The organism is Ruegeria sp. CG4, from assembly GCF_056537185.1.
Genome location: NZ_JBQFRB010000012.1, coordinates 55,393 through 73,012, shown reverse-complemented (window position 1 = coordinate 73,012; position 17,620 = coordinate 55,393). Strand labels below are relative to the sequence as shown.

At 58.9% G+C, this 17,620-nt stretch carries 16 protein-coding genes; 10 read left to right on the top strand and 6 right to left on the bottom strand.

Going from position 1 to position 17,620, the window contains the following annotated elements; all coding sequences use genetic code 11:
* Positions 1 to 22: 22 nt before the first annotated feature.
* The 8 genes from ACR0J2_RS22110 to ACR0J2_RS22075 all read left to right on the top strand — a co-directional run bounded on the left by ACR0J2_RS22110 (position 23) and on the right by ACR0J2_RS22075 (position 11,011).
* Positions 23 to 1,339: a flavin-containing monooxygenase gene (locus tag ACR0J2_RS22110; protein WP_480813874.1), complete on the top strand. Its 1,317-nt coding sequence runs from the start codon at positions 23 to 25 to the stop codon at positions 1,337 to 1,339.
* The gene (locus ACR0J2_RS22105) at positions 1,336 to 2,238 is read left to right on the top strand and encodes a bile acid:sodium symporter family protein (RefSeq protein WP_480813873.1); all 903 of its coding nucleotides are present in this window, start codon (positions 1,336 to 1,338) and stop codon (positions 2,236 to 2,238) included. Before ACR0J2_RS22110 ends, ACR0J2_RS22105 begins: the two co-directional genes overlap by 4 nt.
* Complete coding sequence (locus ACR0J2_RS22100; protein ID WP_480813872.1) at positions 2,235 to 3,167, top strand: SDR family oxidoreductase; 933 nt, start codon at positions 2,235 to 2,237, stop codon at positions 3,165 to 3,167. The genes ACR0J2_RS22105 and ACR0J2_RS22100 overlap by 4 nt, the downstream gene beginning before the upstream one ends.
* The gene (locus ACR0J2_RS22095; RefSeq protein ID WP_480813871.1) at positions 3,164 to 3,922 is read left to right on the top strand and encodes an SDR family NAD(P)-dependent oxidoreductase; all 759 of its coding nucleotides are present in this window, start codon (positions 3,164 to 3,166) and stop codon (positions 3,920 to 3,922) included. The genes ACR0J2_RS22100 and ACR0J2_RS22095 overlap by 4 nt, the downstream gene beginning before the upstream one ends.
* Before the next feature lie 88 nt (positions 3,923 to 4,010).
* On the top strand, positions 4,011 to 6,491 hold the full coding sequence (locus tag ACR0J2_RS22090) for a heavy metal translocating P-type ATPase (RefSeq protein ID WP_480813870.1): 2,481 nt from the start codon (positions 4,011 to 4,013) through the stop codon (positions 6,489 to 6,491).
* Complete coding sequence (gene cueR, locus ACR0J2_RS22085; protein WP_170682189.1) at positions 6,488 to 6,877, top strand: Cu(I)-responsive transcriptional regulator; 390 nt, start codon at positions 6,488 to 6,490, stop codon at positions 6,875 to 6,877. The genes ACR0J2_RS22090 and cueR overlap by 4 nt, the downstream gene beginning before the upstream one ends.
* A 100-nt stretch (positions 6,878 to 6,977) precedes the next feature.
* Positions 6,978 to 7,850 carry an NAD(P)-dependent oxidoreductase gene (locus ACR0J2_RS22080; protein WP_480813904.1) on the top strand — a complete coding sequence of 291 codons (873 nt, stop codon included), beginning with the start codon at positions 6,978 to 6,980 and terminating at the stop codon, positions 7,848 to 7,850.
* A 98-nt stretch (positions 7,851 to 7,948) separates the two neighbouring features.
* Positions 7,949 to 11,011, top strand: a complete 3,063-nt coding sequence (locus ACR0J2_RS22075; protein ID WP_480813869.1) for an aminotransferase class III-fold pyridoxal phosphate-dependent enzyme — start codon at positions 7,949 to 7,951, stop codon at positions 11,009 to 11,011.
* A gap of 53 nt (positions 11,012 to 11,064) precedes the next feature.
* Here the strand turns inward: ACR0J2_RS22075 and ACR0J2_RS22070 are convergent, their stop codons facing one another.
* A complete protein-coding gene (locus ACR0J2_RS22070; RefSeq protein ID WP_480813868.1) occupies positions 11,065 to 11,463 on the bottom strand; it encodes a hypothetical protein in 399 nt (132 codons plus the stop codon).
* 74 nt (positions 11,464 to 11,537) lie between these two features.
* Complete coding sequence (gene hemP / locus ACR0J2_RS22065; RefSeq protein WP_170615874.1) at positions 11,538 to 11,705, bottom strand: hemin uptake protein HemP; 168 nt, start codon at positions 11,703 to 11,705, stop codon at positions 11,538 to 11,540.
* A 223-nt stretch (positions 11,706 to 11,928) separates the two neighbouring features.
* On the opposite strand from hemP, the gene gph reads away from it, so the two are divergent.
* Together gph and ACR0J2_RS22055 are read left to right on the top strand one after the other, a co-directional pair.
* Positions 11,929 to 12,603 carry a phosphoglycolate phosphatase gene (gph, locus tag ACR0J2_RS22060; RefSeq protein ID WP_480813867.1) on the top strand — a complete coding sequence of 225 codons (675 nt, stop codon included), beginning with the start codon at positions 11,929 to 11,931 and terminating at the stop codon, positions 12,601 to 12,603.
* Between the two features lie 536 nt (positions 12,604 to 13,139).
* A complete protein-coding gene (locus ACR0J2_RS22055) occupies positions 13,140 to 14,000 on the top strand; it encodes a DUF5672 family protein (RefSeq protein ID WP_480813866.1) in 861 nt (286 codons plus the stop codon).
* Between the two features lie 60 nt (positions 14,001 to 14,060).
* Here the strand turns inward: ACR0J2_RS22055 and rfbA are convergent, their stop codons facing one another.
* The 4 genes from rfbA to rfbC are packed head-to-tail and all read right to left on the bottom strand — an operon-like array spanning position 14,061 to position 17,393.
* The gene (rfbA, locus tag ACR0J2_RS22050) at positions 14,061 to 14,933 is read right to left on the bottom strand and encodes a glucose-1-phosphate thymidylyltransferase RfbA (protein WP_170615860.1); all 873 of its coding nucleotides are present in this window, start codon (positions 14,931 to 14,933) and stop codon (positions 14,061 to 14,063) included.
* Positions 14,930 to 15,784, bottom strand: coding sequence for a dTDP-4-dehydrorhamnose reductase (gene rfbD / locus ACR0J2_RS22045; RefSeq protein WP_170615858.1), 855 nt, complete (start codon positions 15,782 to 15,784; stop codon positions 14,930 to 14,932). The genes rfbA and rfbD overlap by 4 nt, the downstream gene beginning before the upstream one ends.
* Positions 15,781 to 16,830, bottom strand: coding sequence for a dTDP-glucose 4,6-dehydratase (gene rfbB / locus ACR0J2_RS22040; protein ID WP_321249115.1), 1,050 nt, complete (start codon positions 16,828 to 16,830; stop codon positions 15,781 to 15,783). Before rfbB ends, rfbD begins: the two co-directional genes overlap by 4 nt.
* Complete coding sequence (gene rfbC, locus ACR0J2_RS22035; protein WP_170615854.1) at positions 16,827 to 17,393, bottom strand: dTDP-4-dehydrorhamnose 3,5-epimerase; 567 nt, start codon at positions 17,391 to 17,393, stop codon at positions 16,827 to 16,829. Before rfbC ends, rfbB begins: the two co-directional genes overlap by 4 nt.
* Positions 17,394 to 17,620 lie beyond the last annotated feature (227 nt).

The following is a 17,620-nucleotide window of genomic DNA, read 5'->3' as shown; positions in this document are numbered from 1 at the left end:
CCGTGCGAACAGGGGAGAGTTCATGTCAGTAAAGCGCGAGGCATTCGCCCTGATCGGGGCGGGCCCGATGGGGTTGGCTGCGGCCAAGGTGCTAAAGGAACAAGGTATTCCATTTCAGGGGTTCGAGCTGCATTCGGATGTCGGTGGTCTGTGGGACATTGATGCCCCCAGATCAACCATGTATGAGACTGCCCACCTGATCTCGTCAAAGCGGATGACGGAATTTACCGACTTCCCGATGGAGGATGGGGTCGCCGAATATCCGTCGCATCGGGCAATGCGGGATTATTTTCGCGCCTTTGCTGATCACTTCGATCTGCGCAAGTTCTTCACATTCAATGCCGAGGTAACAGAAGCCAGGCCGTTGGGCGCACCCGGCGATGGCTGGCGCGTTTGCTGGCGGGATCAGGACGGGGAACATGAGGCCGAGTTTGCCGGTGTTCTGATCGCCAACGGCACTCTGTCCGAACCTAACATGCCGCAGTTCGCAGGCACCTTTGAAGGCGAACTAATCCACGCCTCGCAATACCGGTATCCCCAACAGTTCGATGGCAAACGCGTGCTGATCGTGGGCGCAGGAAACTCGGGTTGCGACATTGCGGTGGACGCCATTCACCATGCCGTGCGCTGCGATCTGTCGATGCGGCGCGGGTACTATTTCGTTCCAAAATACGTGTTTGGGAAGCCAGCTGATACGATGGGCGGAATGATCCGCCTGCCCATGTGGCTGAAGCGCAATATCGACAGCCTGATCCTTGGGTGGTTCGTCGGGGATCCGCAGAAATACGGCTTTCCCAAACCGGACTACAGACTGTACGAGAGCCATCCTATCGTGAACTCACTGGTGCTGTACCACGCGGGTCACGGAGATCTGCGCGTTCGGCCCGACATTCAGCAGATCGACGGCAAAACTGTGCATTTCACAGATGGTGGCAGCGAAGACTATGATATGATCCTCGCCGCGACCGGGTACAAACTGCATTACCCGTTCATCGACCCGGACCTGCTGAACTGGCAGGGCGATGCGCCGCATCTTTACCTCAACGCCATGCACCCGGACCGCGACGACCTGTTTGTTCTGGGCATGATCGAAGCGACCGGTCTGGGCTGGCAGGGACGCCACGAGCAAGCCGAGATGGTGGCGCGCTATATAAAAGGTATTCAGAGCGGCTGCACCGCGGCGGCCGAACTGAAAACCACAAAACAAAAATCCTATGAGCGCGCCACCGGGGGCATGAACTACCTCAACCTCGCCCGCATGGCGTATTACGTGGACAAGGCGACCTACCGCAAAGCGGTCACCGGCTGGATCGACAAGTTCAGGAAAGCCGCCCCATGACCGGCATCGATGAAATTACCCTGAACTTCAGCCCTGCCTCTCTGACTTTGCTGAATGGCATTCTTGCAATCGTGATGTTTTCGATTGCAATCGACCTCACCCCGCAGGATTTCAACCGCCTGCGCCGGGCGCCCAAGCCTGTGATCGTGGGGCTGACCTCACAATTCGTGGTGCTGCCTGCGCTGACGTTTGTACTGGTCTGGCTGGCGGCCCCGCGTCCTTCGATTGCTCTCGGGTTGATCCTTGTCGCAGCCTGCCCCGGCGGCAATATTTCTAACTTCATAACGCATCGTGCTGGCGGCAATGCCGCCCTGTCCGTATCGATGACTGCATTCGCCACGATCGGGGCAATCGCAATGACCCCGTTCAACATTGCGTTTTGGGGCGGGCTTTATCCACCGACCCGCGAAATCCTTCAAAGAACGGCAATCGACCCCTGGCAGATTGCGATCATCGTGGGGCTGATGCTGATCCTGCCTCTGGTGCTTGGCATGGTCCTGAACCAGCGCCGGCCGGATCTGACCGCGCGGTTGCGGACACCGCTGCAGTACCTGTCCATGGGCATCTTCGTTGCGTTCATCATTCTTGCTCTGGCGGCCAACTGGGACTTTTTCCTGAGCTTTGCCGGAGCCGTCGCCGGGCTTGTGATCATTCACAACGCGCTGGCTTTGGGGGGCGGTTGGGTTGTGGCCACTCTGACCCGGCTGTCCCCCTATGACCGCCGTGCCATAACGATCGAAACCGGTATTCAGAATTCCGGCCTCGGGCTGGTCCTGATATTCGCGTTCTTCAACGGATTGGGCGGCATGGCCGTTGTGGCAGCCTTCTGGGGCATCTGGCACGCGATCTCGGGGATTGCGCTGGCAACTGCCATGGCCCGGACCGAGGCGGCCCGATGACCCGCATCCTGATTACCGGTGCCGCCGGAACAGTCGGGCGCGCCCTTCTGACCGAAGTCAAAGACCTTGCTGTATTTGCCACAGACCTGAACCGACCGTCCGACCTGCCTGAAGACACCGCGTTTCTGCATCTGGACGTAACCACCGAAGAAGCAGCACGTGTGATCGCGAAAGTGAAGCCGGAAGTCATCGTTCATCTGGCCTCGATTGTGACACCACCGCCCGGAATGGGCCGCCAGAAAGCGTTTGATGTGGATGTCACAGGCACAAAAAACGTGTTGAACGCTGCAATTTCCAATGGCGTTCGGCGGCTGGTCGTCACGTCGTCGGGCGCTGCCTACGGCTATCACCCGGATAACCGCGTCCCGCTACGCGAAAAGGATCCGCTGCGTGGCAATGCCGAATTTCCCTATGCCGACCACAAACGGCAGGTCGAGGAGATGCTGGCCGAGGCCCGTCAACGTGCGCCGCAGCTTGAGCAGGTGGTCCTGCGCGTGGGCACTGTACTGGGGGAAGGCACGGACAATCAGATTACGGCGCTGTTTCACAAACCACGCCTGCTGGCGGTGTCCGGCAGTGACAGTCCCTTTGTCTTCATCTGGACCCGCGATCTGGCGCGTATACTGAAACGTGCAGCGACAGGTGGACCGGCCGGCATCTTCAACGTGGCAGGCGACGGAGCGCTGGGAATAACAGAACTGGCGCACCTCCTGAACAAACCTGTTTTGCGCCTGCCTGCATGGGCGATCCGATCAGTCCTGAGCCTTGCCCGCCCCCTTGGCCTGTCGCGATACGGACCGGAACAGGTGCGATTTCTGCAGTACCGCCCGGTGCTGGACAACACTGCGCTGAAAACCGATTTCGGATACACCCCGGAAAAGACCAGCGCCGAGGTATTCGCGCTGTGGAAAGGATGGGCGGGGCTATGAAAACGGCGGTGATATCCGGCGGCGCAGGTGGGCTGGGCCGGGCCTTGTCGGCGGGGCTTCAGCGGCGGGGCTGGCGTGTTGTCCTGCTGGATCTGAATGTTTCAGATCTTACGGCGACCCCAACACAGCTTCCGATCGGGTGCGACCTGACGAAACCCGAGCAGTTGCAGGAAGCGGTCCTTGAGACCATCAAATCCAGCGATGGCATCGATCTGGTCATCTACAACGCAGGTGTCACCCAGATTCGCGGGTTTGACGTTTCCGACGACACCAGCCATCGCAAACTGTTCGAGATCAACTATTTCGCAGCCGTCGCAATGGCGCGCGCGTTTCTTCCGGAGCTTCGCAAAACGCAGGGCACGCATCTGGCGATCTCGTCGGTCGCAGGCTTCGCGCCGCTTTATCACCGGACGGCCTATGCTGCCTCGAAACATGCGCTTGAAGGGTTTTTTAAATCGCTTCGATCCGAAGAGGGGCCGCACGGCGTCAGAGTGCATATTGCCGCGCCGTCCTTTGTTTCCACCAATCCCGGCAATGCCGAAACGCAGGCAGATGGAATGGCGCGTCCCGGCTCGGCATCCGATGAAATGGACGCCATGAGCCCCGAAAATGCCGCCGAGGTCATCCTGCGGGGGTTGGACAGGTCCAAGCCCATGATCCCGGTCGGGCGTGTTGCGCGCCTTGCGTGGTGGCTCAACAGTTTGTCACCGCGCCTGTATCAGCGACTGATGGAACGGAACATACGCGGATCCTGAATTCGGACAAAAAACCAGTCGAACCCCTTGACCTTCCCGTGACTGGAACCCCCATGTGCAGGGAAGAACTTATGTCGGGACGAGTCGGATGGCTGAACTGAAAACACTGCAACTCACGATCACGGGCATGGGATGCGCTTCCTGTGTCGGACGTGTGGAAGCGGCGCTGCGGGGTGTTTCCGGCGTCACTGACGCTTCTGTCAATTTCGCAACGGAAACGGCACAGGTCGCAATTGAAGGCCCCTTGGCATCGTTGATTGAGGCGTTGGACAGCGCTGGATACCCGGCTGCAACCCAGCAAGCGACGCTGAGAATCGAGGGGATGAGTTGCGCCTCATGCGTGTCCCGGATTGAACGGGCCTTACTGGCCAGCCCCGGTGTCATTGATGCGCAGGTCAACCTGGCGACCCAGACAGCACTGGTTTCCTACCTCCTAGGGACGACGACCCCCGAGGCACTGGCGCAGGTGTCGGACGGAATCGGGTATACCGCGCATGTCGACCAGGGGAATGCGCCTGATTCCACGCCCGCCGATAAATCGGACGAGTTGAACGTCCTCCGTCGCTCGACCCTGCTGGCGGCGGTTCTGGCGTTACCGGTTTTTGTGCTTGAGATGGGCGGGCACATGGTCCCTGCCTTCCATCATTGGGTGCAGGCAAATATCGGCGCGCAAACCAGCCACATGATTCAGTTTCTTCTGACCGCGGTTCTGCTGATTGGCCCTGGTCGTATTTTCTATGCCAAAGGCGTTCCTTCCCTGCTGCGTGGCGCGCCCGATATGAATGCGCTGGTTGCTCTCGGCACAGGCGCGGCTTTTCTTTATTCGGTCATCGCCACCTTTGCGCCCGGAATACTGCCGCAAGGAACGGCGAATGTTTATTTCGAAGCAGCCGCCGTCATCATCGTGCTGATCCTTTTGGGACGCCTGCTGGAAGCGCGCGCCAAGGGTCGAACAGGTGCCGCTATCCGCAGGCTGATTGGTTTGCAACCCAAAACGGCGCGGGTTGAAAGGGACGGCATGGTCGCAGACCTGCCCGTCGCAGACATTGTGGTGGACGACATCCTGCAAATCCGCCCGGGCGAGCGCGTTCCGGTGGACGCCGAAGTGCTGGACGGCACGTCGTATCTGGACGAAAGCATGATCACCGGCGAACCGGTGCCGGTCGGGAAGTCCGCCGGAGACACAGTGGTCGGCGGCACGGTCAACGGCACCGGTGCGCTGCGCGTCCGCGCCATACGCGTGGGGGCGGACACCGTGCTGGCCCAGGTCATACAGATGGTTGAAAAGGCGCAGGGCGCTAAACTGCCAATTCAGGGTCTTGTCGACCGCATAACCTATTTTTTCGTTCCTGTGGTCATTGCGGTGGCAATGCTTACAATCGCGCTGTGGCTTGTTTTTGGCCCCGAACCCGCACTGCCCCTGGCGCTGGTTGCGGGCGTTTCGGTGCTGATCATAGCCTGCCCCTGCGCGATGGGGCTGGCAACGCCGACCTCAATCATGGTCGGCACAGGGCGCGCGGCCGAATTGGGTGTTCTGTTCCGCAAAGGTGATGCCTTGCAGCAATTGCAGCAGGCGCACGTCATTGCTTTTGACAAAACCGGAACGCTGACGCTGGGCCGGCCCGAGCTTGACGGCATTATCCCGGCCAACGGATTTGAGCCTGAAAAAGTGCTGCGGCTTGCAGCCGCGCTTGAGGCCCGGTCCGAACATCCAATTGCCACTGCGATCACGCGGGCCGGTCCACCGGATTTGCCTGAGCTGTCCGGGTTTGAATCGATGACCGGGCTTGGCGTACGCGCCGAGGTCGAAGGACAGGACGTCATGATCGGTTCAGCGAAGCTGATGATGCAAAACGGAATATACATTGACGATCTTAGGGCCGAGGCGGACAGGCGCGCGGCATCGGGGGCCACGCCCTTGTATGTTGCCATTGACGGCGCGGCAGCGGCCTTGCTTGCCGTATCCGATCCGGTCAAGCCGGGAACAAAAGAAGCGTTGGCGCAGCTTCGCGATATGGGGCTGAACCTTGCAATGATCACTGGCGACAACGCCCGCACCGCGCAGGCGCTGGCCGATGAGTTGGGCATTGACCATGTCGTCGCCGATGTTCTGCCCGACGGAAAACTTTCCGCGATCACCGAACTGCAGGACAGTCTTGGCGTGGTGGCCTTTGTTGGCGACGGGATCAACGATGCGCCGGCGCTGGCTGCTGCAGATATCGGCCTTGCCATTGGTACGGGAACGGATGTGGCAATCGAGACGGCAGACGTCGTTTTGATGTCCGGCGATCTGCGGGGCGTCGTGAACGCCTTGGAAATCAGCCGCCGGACTATGCGCAACATCCGCCAGAACCTCGGCTGGGCCTTTGGCTATAACACGCTGCTGATCCCCGTCGCCGCAGGCGTTTTGTTTCCGTTTGGCGGGCCGCTGCTGTCCCCGGCGCTCGCGGCGGGGGCGATGGCCTTGTCCAGCGTCTTTGTTGTGACCAACGCACTGCGTTTGCGGCGAGTGAGCGTCAGCGCGCCCGTACCCTCTGCAATCCCAACAACCCAATCGGTGACACCATGAATATCGGAGACGTTGCCAGCCAGACCGGGCTGCCCGCCAAAACCATCCGGTATTACGAGGATATCGGACTGATCAGGCCCATGCGTGATGACAACGGCTATCGCAGGTTTCGCGAACAGGACGTGCACAAGCTGATCTTTCTGGGTCGCGCCCGCGCGTTGGGCTTTACGATCGGGGATTGCAGGACACTGCTGGCCCTTTACGAAGATGAAACCCGCGCCAGTGCTGATGTCAAAAAGGTCGCGCGCGATCACCTGGCGCAGATCGAAATCAAGATTGCGGATCTCAACGCCATGCGTGACACGCTAAGCCACCTGATTGACGCCTGCGCCGGAGACAATCGGCCCGACTGTCCAATCCTCAGCGATCTGAGCCGCAAAAGCTGACACGGGGTTGCCCTTTGCCCGCAGCTTTGCTTTGTCTCTGCTGAACATTCCGGCCCGCCACCAGACGGATGCAGGGCCGGTCAGCTGGGAGGATCATCTGATGGCAAAACTCGCGTTCTTAGGTCTTGGTGTCATGGGTTATCCCATGGCTGGTCACCTGCAGACAGCAGGGCATGACGTCACCGTTTACAACCGCACCGCAAAACGGGCCAAGGCCTGGGTTGATCAGCACGGCGGCGCAATGGCGGGAACCCCGGCTGAGGCCGTGCAAGGCGCGGAACTGGTCTTTGCCTGTGTGGGCAATGATGACGACCTGCGCGCGATCTGTACCGGCGAGAACGGCGCTTTTGATGGCATGTCGCAAGGTGCCGTCTTTGTCGATCACACCACGGTATCCGCCAAAGTGACGCAAGAGCTTGCCTCGGTTGCGGTTGATAGGGGATTTGCCTTTGTGGACGCGCCCATTTCGGGTGGCCAGTCGGGCGCAGAGAACGGCGTTCTGTCCATCATGTGCGGCGGTGCGCAAAACGCCTATGACAAGGCCGAGCCGGTCATGCAGGTCTATTCGAAGATATGCCGCCGCATCGGCGACAGTGGCGCGGGCCAGTTGACGAAGATGAGCAACCAGATCGCCATCGCCGGTGTTGTGCAGGGTCTCAGCGAAGCCCTGCACTTTGCCGAAAAAGCCGGGTTGGACGGCCGTGCCGTGATCGAGGTGATCAGTCAGGGTGCCGCCGGAAGCTGGCAGATGGAAAACCGGCATGAAACGATGCTGGACGATCATTTCGACTACGGGTTCGCGGTGGACTGGATGCGGAAAGATCTGGGTATTTGTCTGGACGAGGCCAACAGGAACGGCGCGTCGCTGCCACTGACGGCATTGGTTGATCAGTTCTACAAGGACGTTCAGAAACTGGGCGGCGGGCGCTGGGACACCTCTTCCTTGATCAAACGCTTGCGCGCGCTGGACTGAAGGCAAGGCGGCTAACCCATTTGGCCACAAGCGGAAATTCACCCCCGAAATATCTGGGCACAAAAAAGAGATCGGCTTTGGGAAAGGACACAAAGCGCATGAATGATCTGACGCAATTCTGGGCGGACGCGCTGCGTGCGACCTGGGGGATCGAAGCGAGGCTGACCCGGCTGGACGGCGAATACGATCTGAATTTTCTGGCCGAAGCCACCAACGGACGGGACTACGTTCTCAAGGTGATGCGGGCCGGGTGTGAGGCCGAGTTTGTGGACCTGCAGGTTCAGGCATTGCGCCATATCTCATCCGAAGCCCCCGGCCTGCCGTTCCCGGCGGTCATCCCGGACCTGACCGGTGGATTGCTGCCCGAAATCCCTGACGATCAGGGTCAGCCGAGACTTGCTTGGTTGTTGGAGCGTCTGCCGGGCCAGTGCTACGCCAAGGCCGCGCCCAAAACCGACGAGCTGATCATGAAGTTGGGCCGTGTTCTTGGAGCGACGGACCGTGCTCTGGAAAAGTTCGACCATTCAGGGCTGAGCAGGGAGAACTTCAAATGGGATCTGACTCAGGCTAGGTGGATTTCCGGCAGGCTTGAGGTTGTTTCGGATCCCAACCGACGCGCGTTGCTGACCGAAATCTGTGACAGGTTCCATGAGGTATCCGGCAGGTTGGCCGCAATGCCCAGGCAGGCCATCCATAATGACGCAAACGATTACAACATTCTTGTTGAGGGAGAGCTTGGACAACGCCAAAAGATCTCGGGCCTGATTGATCTGGGCGACATGTGTGCAGCGCCGCGTATCTGTGACCTCGCAATTGCCGGGGCCTATATTGTTCTGGATCATCCCAGGCCTGAACGCGCCCTGACGGCGCTGGTGCGTGGCTATCACGCCGCCAACCCGCTGCGCACCGACGAAGTCGACCTGATCTGGCCGTTGCTGCGGATGCGTCTTGCGGTGTCTGTCGTGAATTCAACTCTGATGGCGGCTGAAAACCCGGATGATCCCTATGTCACCATCTCGCAGGCTCCGGCCTGGCGGATCCTAGAGAACACATCCGTCAATGGCAGTCTGATGCCCGCCCGCCTGCGCGCGGCCTGCGGGCTGCCGGTCACGGACGGGGCCGAGCGTATCCACGCCTATCTGTCCGACCACCGCGGCCAGTTTGCACAGATGTTCGGGCAGGATCTGGCGGATGTGCCGATGGGATCGCTTTCGGTTGAAAATTCGACATGGCCGCAGAACCCGTTCCATATGCCTCTGGAAGAGGCCGCCCGCGTGGGCGCCGAGTTCGGCGATGGCCTGTGGCTGGGGTATTACAACGAGCCGCGCCTGATCTATGCTGAGCCGGGTTTCCGTAAGGGACCTTGGAAGGCCTCGGACCGGCGGACTGTTCATCTGGCCGTTGATGTCTTCGCGCCCGCCGGAGCCGTGCTGTATGCCCCGATGAGCGGACGTGTTGAAGTGGTCGAGAACCGCGATGCCCATCTGGATTACGGCGGCGTTGTGATCCTGCATCATGAAACCCCCGAAGGCGATCCGTTCTATACCTTATATGGTCACCTGGACCCCGAGGTCTGTGCGCGGCTGAAGCCGGGCGATCCCGTCGCACAGGGCGCGGCCTTTGCCCGCCTCGGGGATGCCAGTCAGAATGGAGGCTGGGCCCCTCATGTGCATTTCCAGCTGGCCCTGACCACCGCCGGGATGGAGGCGGACTGGCCCGGTGTCGGCGACCCGGACGAGATGTACCTGTGGCACGCAGTCTGCCCTAACCCTGCGGCAATACTGAACCTGCCGGACGACAAGGTGTTTTATCGCCCGACCGACAAACAGGCGATCCTGCGCGGGCGCCAGGACCATTTCGGTGGCAACCTGTCGCTGACCTATGACGATCCGGTCATGCTGGTCCGTGGCTGGAGGCATCATCTGTTCGACGAGTGGGGTCGCCCCTATCTGGACGCCTATAACAATGTCCCCCACGTGGGTCATGCACATCCCCGCATTCAGGCGGTCGCAGCGGACCAACTGAAGCGGATGAACTCGAACACGCGCTATCTTCACCCGGCTCAAACGGCATTTGCCGACAAGATTCTGTCGAAACTGCCGGATCACCTCGAGGTCTGCTTCTTCGTGAACTCGGGGACCGAGGCGAACGAACTGGCCTTGCGGCTGGCGCGGGCGCACACGGGGGCAAAAGGGATCGTAACGCCGGATCACGGCTACCACGGCAACACCAATGCGGCTGTGGCGATCTCGGCCTACAAGTTCAACAAGCCTGGCGGTGTGGGGCAGGCGGATTGGGTCGAACTGGTCGAAGTGGCCGACGACTATCGAGGTTCATTCCGACGTGACGATTCCGACCGTGCCGCGAAGTTCGCAGACTTGGTGGACCCCGCGATTGCTGCATTGAAGGCCAAAGGACATGGGGTTGCGGGCTTCATCGCGGAAACCTTCCCATCGGTCGGCGGCCAGATCATTCCACCCAAGGGCTATCTTCCGGCCGTTTACGAAAAAATTCGGGCCGCAGGTGGCGTTTGCATTGCGGACGAAGTGCAGACCGGCCTTGGCCGGCTGGGCGAGTATTATTTCGGCTTTGAACATCAAGGGGCACTGCCCGACATCGTTGTCATGGGCAAACCCATCGGCAATGGCCATCCGTTGGGCGTTCTGGTCACGACCAAGGAAATCGCGAACAGCTTCGACAATGGCATCGAGTTCTTTTCGACTTTCGGCGGTTCGACCCTGTCCTGCCGGATTGGCAAAGAGGTGCTGGACATCGTCGACGACGAGGGATTGCAGGACAATGCCCGGAAAATGGGTGTACGCCTGATGGACGGCCTGCGCGGGATTGAGGCCGATTTCGGCTGCGTCGGGGATGTACGCGGGATGGGTCTGTTTCTGGGCGTCGAACTGATCAACCCTGACGGATCGGAAGGAACCGAGATCTGCAAGTTCGTCAAGAACCGGATGCGGGATCATCGCATTCTGATCGGAAGCGAGGGTCCAAAGGACAATATCCTGAAGATTCGCCCGCCGCTGACGATCGAGGCTGAAGACGTGGACATGATCCTTTGGGCCTTGAGAAGCGTTCTGAGCGAAGTGGGTGATTATGCACCCACCCCAGTCTGCGATCACGACCACCATGTTGGTTGCAGTTGCTGCTGAATTCAGAAGAACCCCGCTGCGCAGCGCGGGGTTCTCTCATCATTCGGTCTCTTTCAATGTAAAGTAGCTGCCGGGGTATGATGCCCCGTGTTGGGCAACGGAGCCGAGATGGTCATTCGGCGCAGCGCCAGCCCAAATTCTTCGGACAGACAGACAAGCGCCGGTGCAAAATCCGGCCTGATGATAAGCGAGGCCATCATCATCGCATCCTCTCGCGCCCCTTCGGATGCGGCAGCAATCATCTGCGCAAAGCAGTTTTCGTCCGCACCCAGGCATGCGCAGTTCAAACCGTGGCGTATCAGAGGTCGGCGCCCATGGTTGGCGCACAGCGAGCACAACCTGTCCAAGGTCAGCATTGCGGCGCGACCGTGATCATTACCCAAAGCGATTTCAAAATCGCTTGCGGCATCAGCGCGGCCGTTGGCACCGTTTCCCCACAGCCGCAGATACATGACGGCTCCTGCCTCGACAGGGCTCAGATCCGCCAAATGTCCAACCGTTGCCCCGCCGCGCGAGGACTGCGCTCTCATTTCGTGAGGATCAGCTTGCCGGCACGGGTGATGCGCAGCGTGTACAGTTGGTCCCCCAACTCGATATGAGCCAGATTTCCACCCTTGGTCAGGTCTTCCGCCTTATGAGCTGGCAACATGGAAACGGCATAGGCCTGGCTTGGATTCGGGTTCTGCATGTTCATCGGGCAACTCCGGATAGGTTTTGGCAAATCGCCTTGATCTGATTGCGTTTTTCAACGATCTGGCTGACCCGGAGCCGGGTTGGCTGACTGTCTGCGCCTTAATCTGATTATTTTACTCAGGTTTGTCAAGCATGTGCCTTCACATTTCCGCATAACTGTTTGATTGCGTCGGGCCGGGACACCGGGTAGGTCTTGGAACGCATTGATACCGGTGGACATATTTGTGACTGCAACCCTTGTATTCGATCTGGATGGAACCCTGCTCGACAGCCTCGCCGACATTGCGGCGGCGGCAAACCGAATGCTGGATGATGTCGGTCATCGACCGTTGGAACAGAACACTATCCGGCAATTCGTGGGAAACGGCCTTCCCAAACTGGTCGAGCGGGTCATCCACCATTGCGGCCTTCCGCTTGAACAGCATTCCGACCTGACGCAGAGAACCCTGGCCCACTACAACGCCGCCAGCAGCGTCCACACCGTTGCGTATCCCGGCATGATCCAGGCGCTGCATGCGCTCAGCGAAATGGGCTGTGCGATGGGTGTATGCACCAACAAACCAGAACGGCCCGCCCGGCACATCCTGGAAGCGCAGGGAATGTCAGGTTTCTTCGATGCTGTTTTCGGCGGCGATACCTTGAGCATACGCAAGCCCAATCCGGCCCATCTTAATGCCTGCTTCGAAGCCCTGCCCAACACAGGGCCGCGGCTGTTTGTCGGAGACAGCGAGGTTGACGCTGAAACGGCGCGCCGCGCGCAAGTGCCTTTTTTGCTTTTCACCAATGGTTACCGGAAATCGGCCATTTCGGACATTCACCATGATGTCGTGTACAACGACGCATTGGAACTGCCCGCGCTTGTCGCGCGGTTGGCGACTGGTCAGGCCGGAGATCTGTAAACTTGCCTGAAAGGGGTAAGGGGCCGGCCGAGGGGGTAAGTAGCCAGCCCCTTCTTGGGGGAAAAGTGGTTTGGTCTGTTTAGACCCGGTATCTGAAATACATAATTAACGATTCGCGGCTGACAGCGATATTGGGGGATTCCCGTAGGACCCAGTTTTCACGCCCATGAACACCGATTTTCCTGACAGAATGCGGCTCGAGGATTGGTGGCCAATGCCGCAGATACTTGAGTGTATCTGGCCTGGATTGCCCCACTGGATTGGCCGGATGCATCCCGGGGGCAAAGATCGGATTGACACCTCAGCCCAAATCATGAATGTGCCACGGGGTTACAAGACAACCTGAGGTTCATGGCGTCAGCATCACCTGTCACGGCAGGACAAGCGCTGAGTATCGTTGGCAATCAATTGCGGTGCTGTTAGATTGAGAGCAGAAACGAAGAAAATTTCGCTCAACCTGACAGTTTGGCTGAATCCTGTATCGGCCAGCTAATATTGCAAGATTACAAATAGTTGGCCTATGAAGGGGCGAATTCATGAAAGTGCCGCACAGTTCAGACGCAGAAAACACTTCTGGCTGCTGCAACGTTGTCGTGCCCGTTCACCGGGAACTGACGAACACGGAAATGGCGGCCCTTCTGCACAATGTCAGGATACTGAAGTCACACGATGTCACCATTCTGGGGCCAGACGCCCTGTGCGATTACCTAGAAAACACGGTCACAAAAAACGTCCTGCGGGAAACGGAAGGAACAGCGCGGTCCCTTTGCCTGTCCGATTCCCATTTTGTCAGCATCGACTCGTACAACCAACTGATGATCAGTCAGGAGTTTTATGACCAATTTGCTGATTTTTCCTACATCCTGATTTGCCAGGTCGATTGTCTGATCATTCAGGATCATCTCGATTCCTGGACCGCGCATGGATATTCCTTTGTCGGAGCGCCGGTTTTTGACGGGTACAGCCAGCCAAACCTGCCGTATGACTTCACCGGTGAACTGAACGGTGGATTGTCCCTTCGCAAGATCAGCGATTGCCGCAGGGTGACGCATGAGACGCTTTTCCTGACTTGCGCAGGTGCCGTCAGAATAGCCAACAAGGTTGGTGCCGTGGCCCTGGCAAACCAGGTGCTTCGTCTGTTCGGAAAAACAATTATTCCCGTAAAACCCGGCGTGAACGAGGATGTAATCTGGACCAGCCTGGTGCCGCGTTATTTCAGCGGGTTTACAATTCCCACTCCGATGCAGGCGTCGCGGTTCGCGTTTGAGGCGGCCCCGGAATATCTGCTGGAATGCAACGACGGGAAGCTGCCATTTGGCTGCCACGCTTTCCAAAGATACGGCAGCACGTTCTGGCGCAAATATTTTCCGGACGAGTATTTCAGCGCCGACAGGTAATCCGGCCTGCGCAATATTCAGCAGTCTCAAAAAAAAACCGCGGATCGGAACCCGGTGGGACTAGTCCACCAGGTTGCGCAGGTATCTTCCGTATGCCGTTTTCCGGAACAATTCCGCGCGTTTCAGAAGCTGCTCCTGCGAAATCCAGCCGTGTTCGAACGCAATCTCTTCCGGGCACCCGACCTGCTGACCTTGCCGGTTCGATAGTGTGTGCACGAAGTTTCCGGCCTCAAGCAATGACGCATGTGTGCCGGTGTCCAGCCAGGCATAACCGCGCCCCATCTGCCTGACGCGCAATGTTCCATCGTCCAGGTACGTCTCAAGCAGGGACGTAATTTCAAGTTCTCCGCGTTCCGACGGCTTGACCTGCCGCGCACGCTCTGGCGCCGTACCGTCCAGAAAATAAAGTCCCGTCACGGCATAGTTCGACGGTGGCACTTTGGGCTTTTCAACGATGCTCTGCACTGCGCCGGTCGCATCAAAGCCAACCACGCCATAACGTTCCGGGTCGGCCACGCGATAACCAAAAACAGTTCCGCCTGTGCTTTGCGCATCGGCCTTTTGCAGTTGGGTCGGCAGACCATGGCCAAAGAAGATGTTGTCCCCCAGCACCATCGCCGACGGCGCGCCGTTCAGAAACTCTTCGGCCAGCAGATAGGCTTGCGCCAGACCGTCCGGCGACGGCTGGGTGATGTAGGTCAGTTCCAGACCCCACTGGCTGCCATCCCCCAGCGTGCGCTGAAACTGGTCCTGATCCTGGGGCGTGGTGATGATGCAGATCTCGCGGATTCCCGTCAGCATCAGTACCGACAACGGATAATAGATCATCGGCTTGTCGTAGATCGGCAGAAGCTGTTTGGACACACCCATCGTGATCGGGTACAGACGGGTGCCCGAGCCGCCGGCCAGAATGATACCTTTACGGTTCGTCATGATGAAATCTCTTTGCTGTTCAATACGTCGCGCAGGCCGGCCCGCCAATCGGGGCGTTCCAGACCGCAGGCAGACAGGCTGCTGCAGTCCATTCGCGAATTCAGGGGCCGTTTGGCCGGAGTAGGATAGTCAGAGGTCGGAATACCCGTAACAGTCACGGACCGACCGGCTTGCGAGAAAATCTCGCGCGCAAATCCGGCCCAGCTGACGTCCGGTGAACCGCCAAAATGCAGGGTTGCGCTGTCCATCTCACCAGCCATCAGGCGGTCGGCCAGATGCAGGCAGGCCCGCGCGATGTCCGCAGCCGGGGTCGGACCGCCAATCTGATCGTCTACAACGTTCAGCGCATCCCGGGTTTCAGACAGGCGCAGCATGGTTTTGACAAAGTTGTTGCCATGGGCCGAGAACACCCACGAGGTGCGCATTATGGCATGGCGGCAGGTGCTCGCCCGGATCGCCGTTTCACCAGCCAGCTTTGTGCGGCCATAGGTGTTGATCGGGTGCGTGGCATCTTCCGGCCGGTGCGGGGCCTCACCCGAGCCGTCAAATACGTAATCGGTCGAAATATGCACCAACGGAATGCCCAGCGCGGAACAGGTCCGGGCAATGGCCCCAACCGTCGTGCCGTTGACGGCCATTGCTGTCTCGGCCTCATCTTCAGCCCGATCCACGGCGGTATAGGCTGCGGCATTGATCACCGCTTGCGGCCGGTGCGTTTCGATGGCGGCCTGGCACTGTTCCGGGTTGGTCAAATCCGCTGCATCGCGGCCAAGAAACACGATCTCGCGCTGGCCCGCATTCAGAGCGATTTCCTGGGCGACCTGCCCGGTTTTTCCAAAGACAAGGATCATTTTCCCGTCCCCAGTCGCTGACCAACACCGTCGCGGTTTTGCAGCGCGCGCCACCAGTCTTCATTGTCCAGATACCACTGGACGGTTTTTTCCAGCCCTTCCTCGACGGTTACGGACGGGCTCCAACCCAACTCATTGCGAATGCGGGTCGGGTCTATGGCATACCGTGCGTCATGGCCGGGACGATCGGTTACAAAGGTGATCTGATCTGCGTAAGACCCGCTGTCCTTTGGACGTTTGCGGTCAAGGATTTCGCAAAGGGTTTTGACCAGTTCCAGATTGGTGCGCTCGTTTTCGCCACCGATGTTGTAGGTACGGCCAACCTGCCCCTTTTGCACGACCAGCAGAAGCGCATCCGCGTGATCTTCCACGTACAGCCAGTCACGGATGTTCGAACCATCCCCGTAGATCGGCAGCGGCTTGCCCGCCAGAGCATTGAGGATGATCACGGGGATCAGCTTTTCAGGAAAATGGAACGGCCCGTAATTGTTCGAACAATTGGTCAGCACGACCGGCAGGCCGTATGTTTCGGCCCAGGCGCGAACAAGGTGGTCGCTTGCCGCTTTCGAAGCGGAATAGGGCGATCGGGGATCGTAGGACGTCTCTTCGGTGAACTGAACCTGCGGGTCGGCGGGCAGCGAGCCATAAACCTCATCCGTCGAGATGTGGTGAAACCGGAACGCCTCGGGCTGCCCCATACGTGTCCAGTATGCTCTTGCAGCTTCGAGCATCTGATAGGTGCCCGTGATGTTGGTTTCGATGAAATCGCCCGGCCCGTCGATCGACCGGTCAACATGGCTTTCCGCCGCCAGATGCATGACCGCGTCCGGCTCATGTTCTGCAAACACCTTGTCCAAGGCTGCGCGGTCACGAATATCGGCCTGCACAAAACTGTAATTGGGGTGGTTGGTCACACTGGCCACGTTTTCAAGACACGCCGCGTATGTCAGCGCGTCAAGATTGACGACGCTGTGCCCGTCACGAATGGCTTGACGTACTACTGCGGATCCAATGAACCCGGCCCCGCCGGTCACGAGAATTTTCATTTCTGACCTTCATATACAAACGGATTGTCCAAAGCCGCCAGTGTCACGGCCGCTTCATCCTTGGCGCTCAACACAGGATCAATTTCCAGCTCCCAGTCGATACCGATATCGGCATCGTCGAACCGGACCGAGCGGTCGCAGTCCGGGGCGTAGTAGTCCGAACACTTGTAGACGATCTCCGTGTCCGGCTCACGGGTGACGAAACCATGCAAAAACCCGGCCGGGATCAGCAGTTGCTTGCCGTTCTCGGCACTCAGTTCGACGCCCACCCATTTCCCATAGGTCGGGCTGCCCTTGCGAATATCGACGGCCACATCAAACAACCGTCCGCGCCCACAGCGCACCAGCTTGTCCTGCGCGTGAGGCGGTGTTTGCATATGCAGCCCGCGCAGCGTTCCCACCGTTGCAGATACCGAATGATTGTCCTGAACAAACTCGAAGTTCAGCCCTGCATCCTCCATGCGCTTCCGGTTCCAGCTTTCGGAAAAGAAGCCACGGTTGTCGCCAAAGCGTGCTGGTGTAAGGATTTTCACACCTTCTAACGAAGTATCTTCTATCTGCATCAAAAAACTTCCTGCCGTTTCAATCGCAAATGTTCGGTTTGTCGGTTGCCCACCCTCTAACCCGCCTGATGTGGAATTACCACCACGCGAACGTGATTTCGGCAAGAACAACCGGACGGCCTCAGTTGCAATCTGTTTCATCTGTGCAAAACTGTCTCCTGCCCGATGCAGGGTGGTTACAGAATTTTGGGGAGTTCCGATTTTGCCCGTATCTGCTCGACTGAGCC

Excerpts from the sequence above, each read along its gene's own strand:
- ACR0J2_RS22110 (WP_480813874.1), top strand. The coding sequence starts at position 23 with ATGTCAGTAAAGCGCGAGGCATTCGCCCTGATCGGGGCGGGCCCGATG.
- ACR0J2_RS22105 (WP_480813873.1), top strand. The coding sequence starts at position 1,336 with ATGACCGGCATCGATGAAATTACCCTGAACTTCAGCCCTGCCTCTCTG.
- ACR0J2_RS22100 (WP_480813872.1), top strand. The coding sequence starts at position 2,235 with ATGACCCGCATCCTGATTACCGGTGCCGCCGGAACAGTCGGGCGCGCC.
- ACR0J2_RS22095 (WP_480813871.1), top strand. The coding sequence starts at position 3,164 with ATGAAAACGGCGGTGATATCCGGCGGCGCAGGTGGGCTGGGCCGGGCC.
- ACR0J2_RS22090 (WP_480813870.1), top strand. The coding sequence starts at position 4,011 with ATGGCTGAACTGAAAACACTGCAACTCACGATCACGGGCATGGGATGC.
- cueR (WP_170682189.1), top strand. The coding sequence starts at position 6,488 with ATGAATATCGGAGACGTTGCCAGCCAGACCGGGCTGCCCGCCAAAACC.
- ACR0J2_RS22080 (WP_480813904.1), top strand. The coding sequence starts at position 6,978 with ATGGCAAAACTCGCGTTCTTAGGTCTTGGTGTCATGGGTTATCCCATG.
- ACR0J2_RS22075 (WP_480813869.1), top strand. The coding sequence starts at position 7,949 with ATGAATGATCTGACGCAATTCTGGGCGGACGCGCTGCGTGCGACCTGG.
- ACR0J2_RS22070 (WP_480813868.1), bottom strand. The coding sequence starts at position 11,463 with ATGTATCTGCGGCTGTGGGGAAACGGTGCCAACGGCCGCGCTGATGCC.
- hemP (WP_170615874.1), bottom strand. The coding sequence starts at position 11,705 with ATGAACATGCAGAACCCGAATCCAAGCCAGGCCTATGCCGTTTCCATG.
- ACR0J2_RS22055 (WP_480813866.1), top strand. The coding sequence starts at position 13,140 with ATGAAAGTGCCGCACAGTTCAGACGCAGAAAACACTTCTGGCTGCTGC.
- rfbA (WP_170615860.1), bottom strand. The coding sequence starts at position 14,933 with ATGACGAACCGTAAAGGTATCATTCTGGCCGGCGGCTCGGGCACCCGT.
- rfbD (WP_170615858.1), bottom strand. The coding sequence starts at position 15,784 with ATGATCCTTGTCTTTGGAAAAACCGGGCAGGTCGCCCAGGAAATCGCT.
- rfbB (WP_321249115.1), bottom strand. The coding sequence starts at position 16,830 with ATGAAAATTCTCGTGACCGGCGGGGCCGGGTTCATTGGATCCGCAGTA.
- rfbC (WP_170615854.1), bottom strand. The coding sequence starts at position 17,393 with ATGCAGATAGAAGATACTTCGTTAGAAGGTGTGAAAATCCTTACACCA.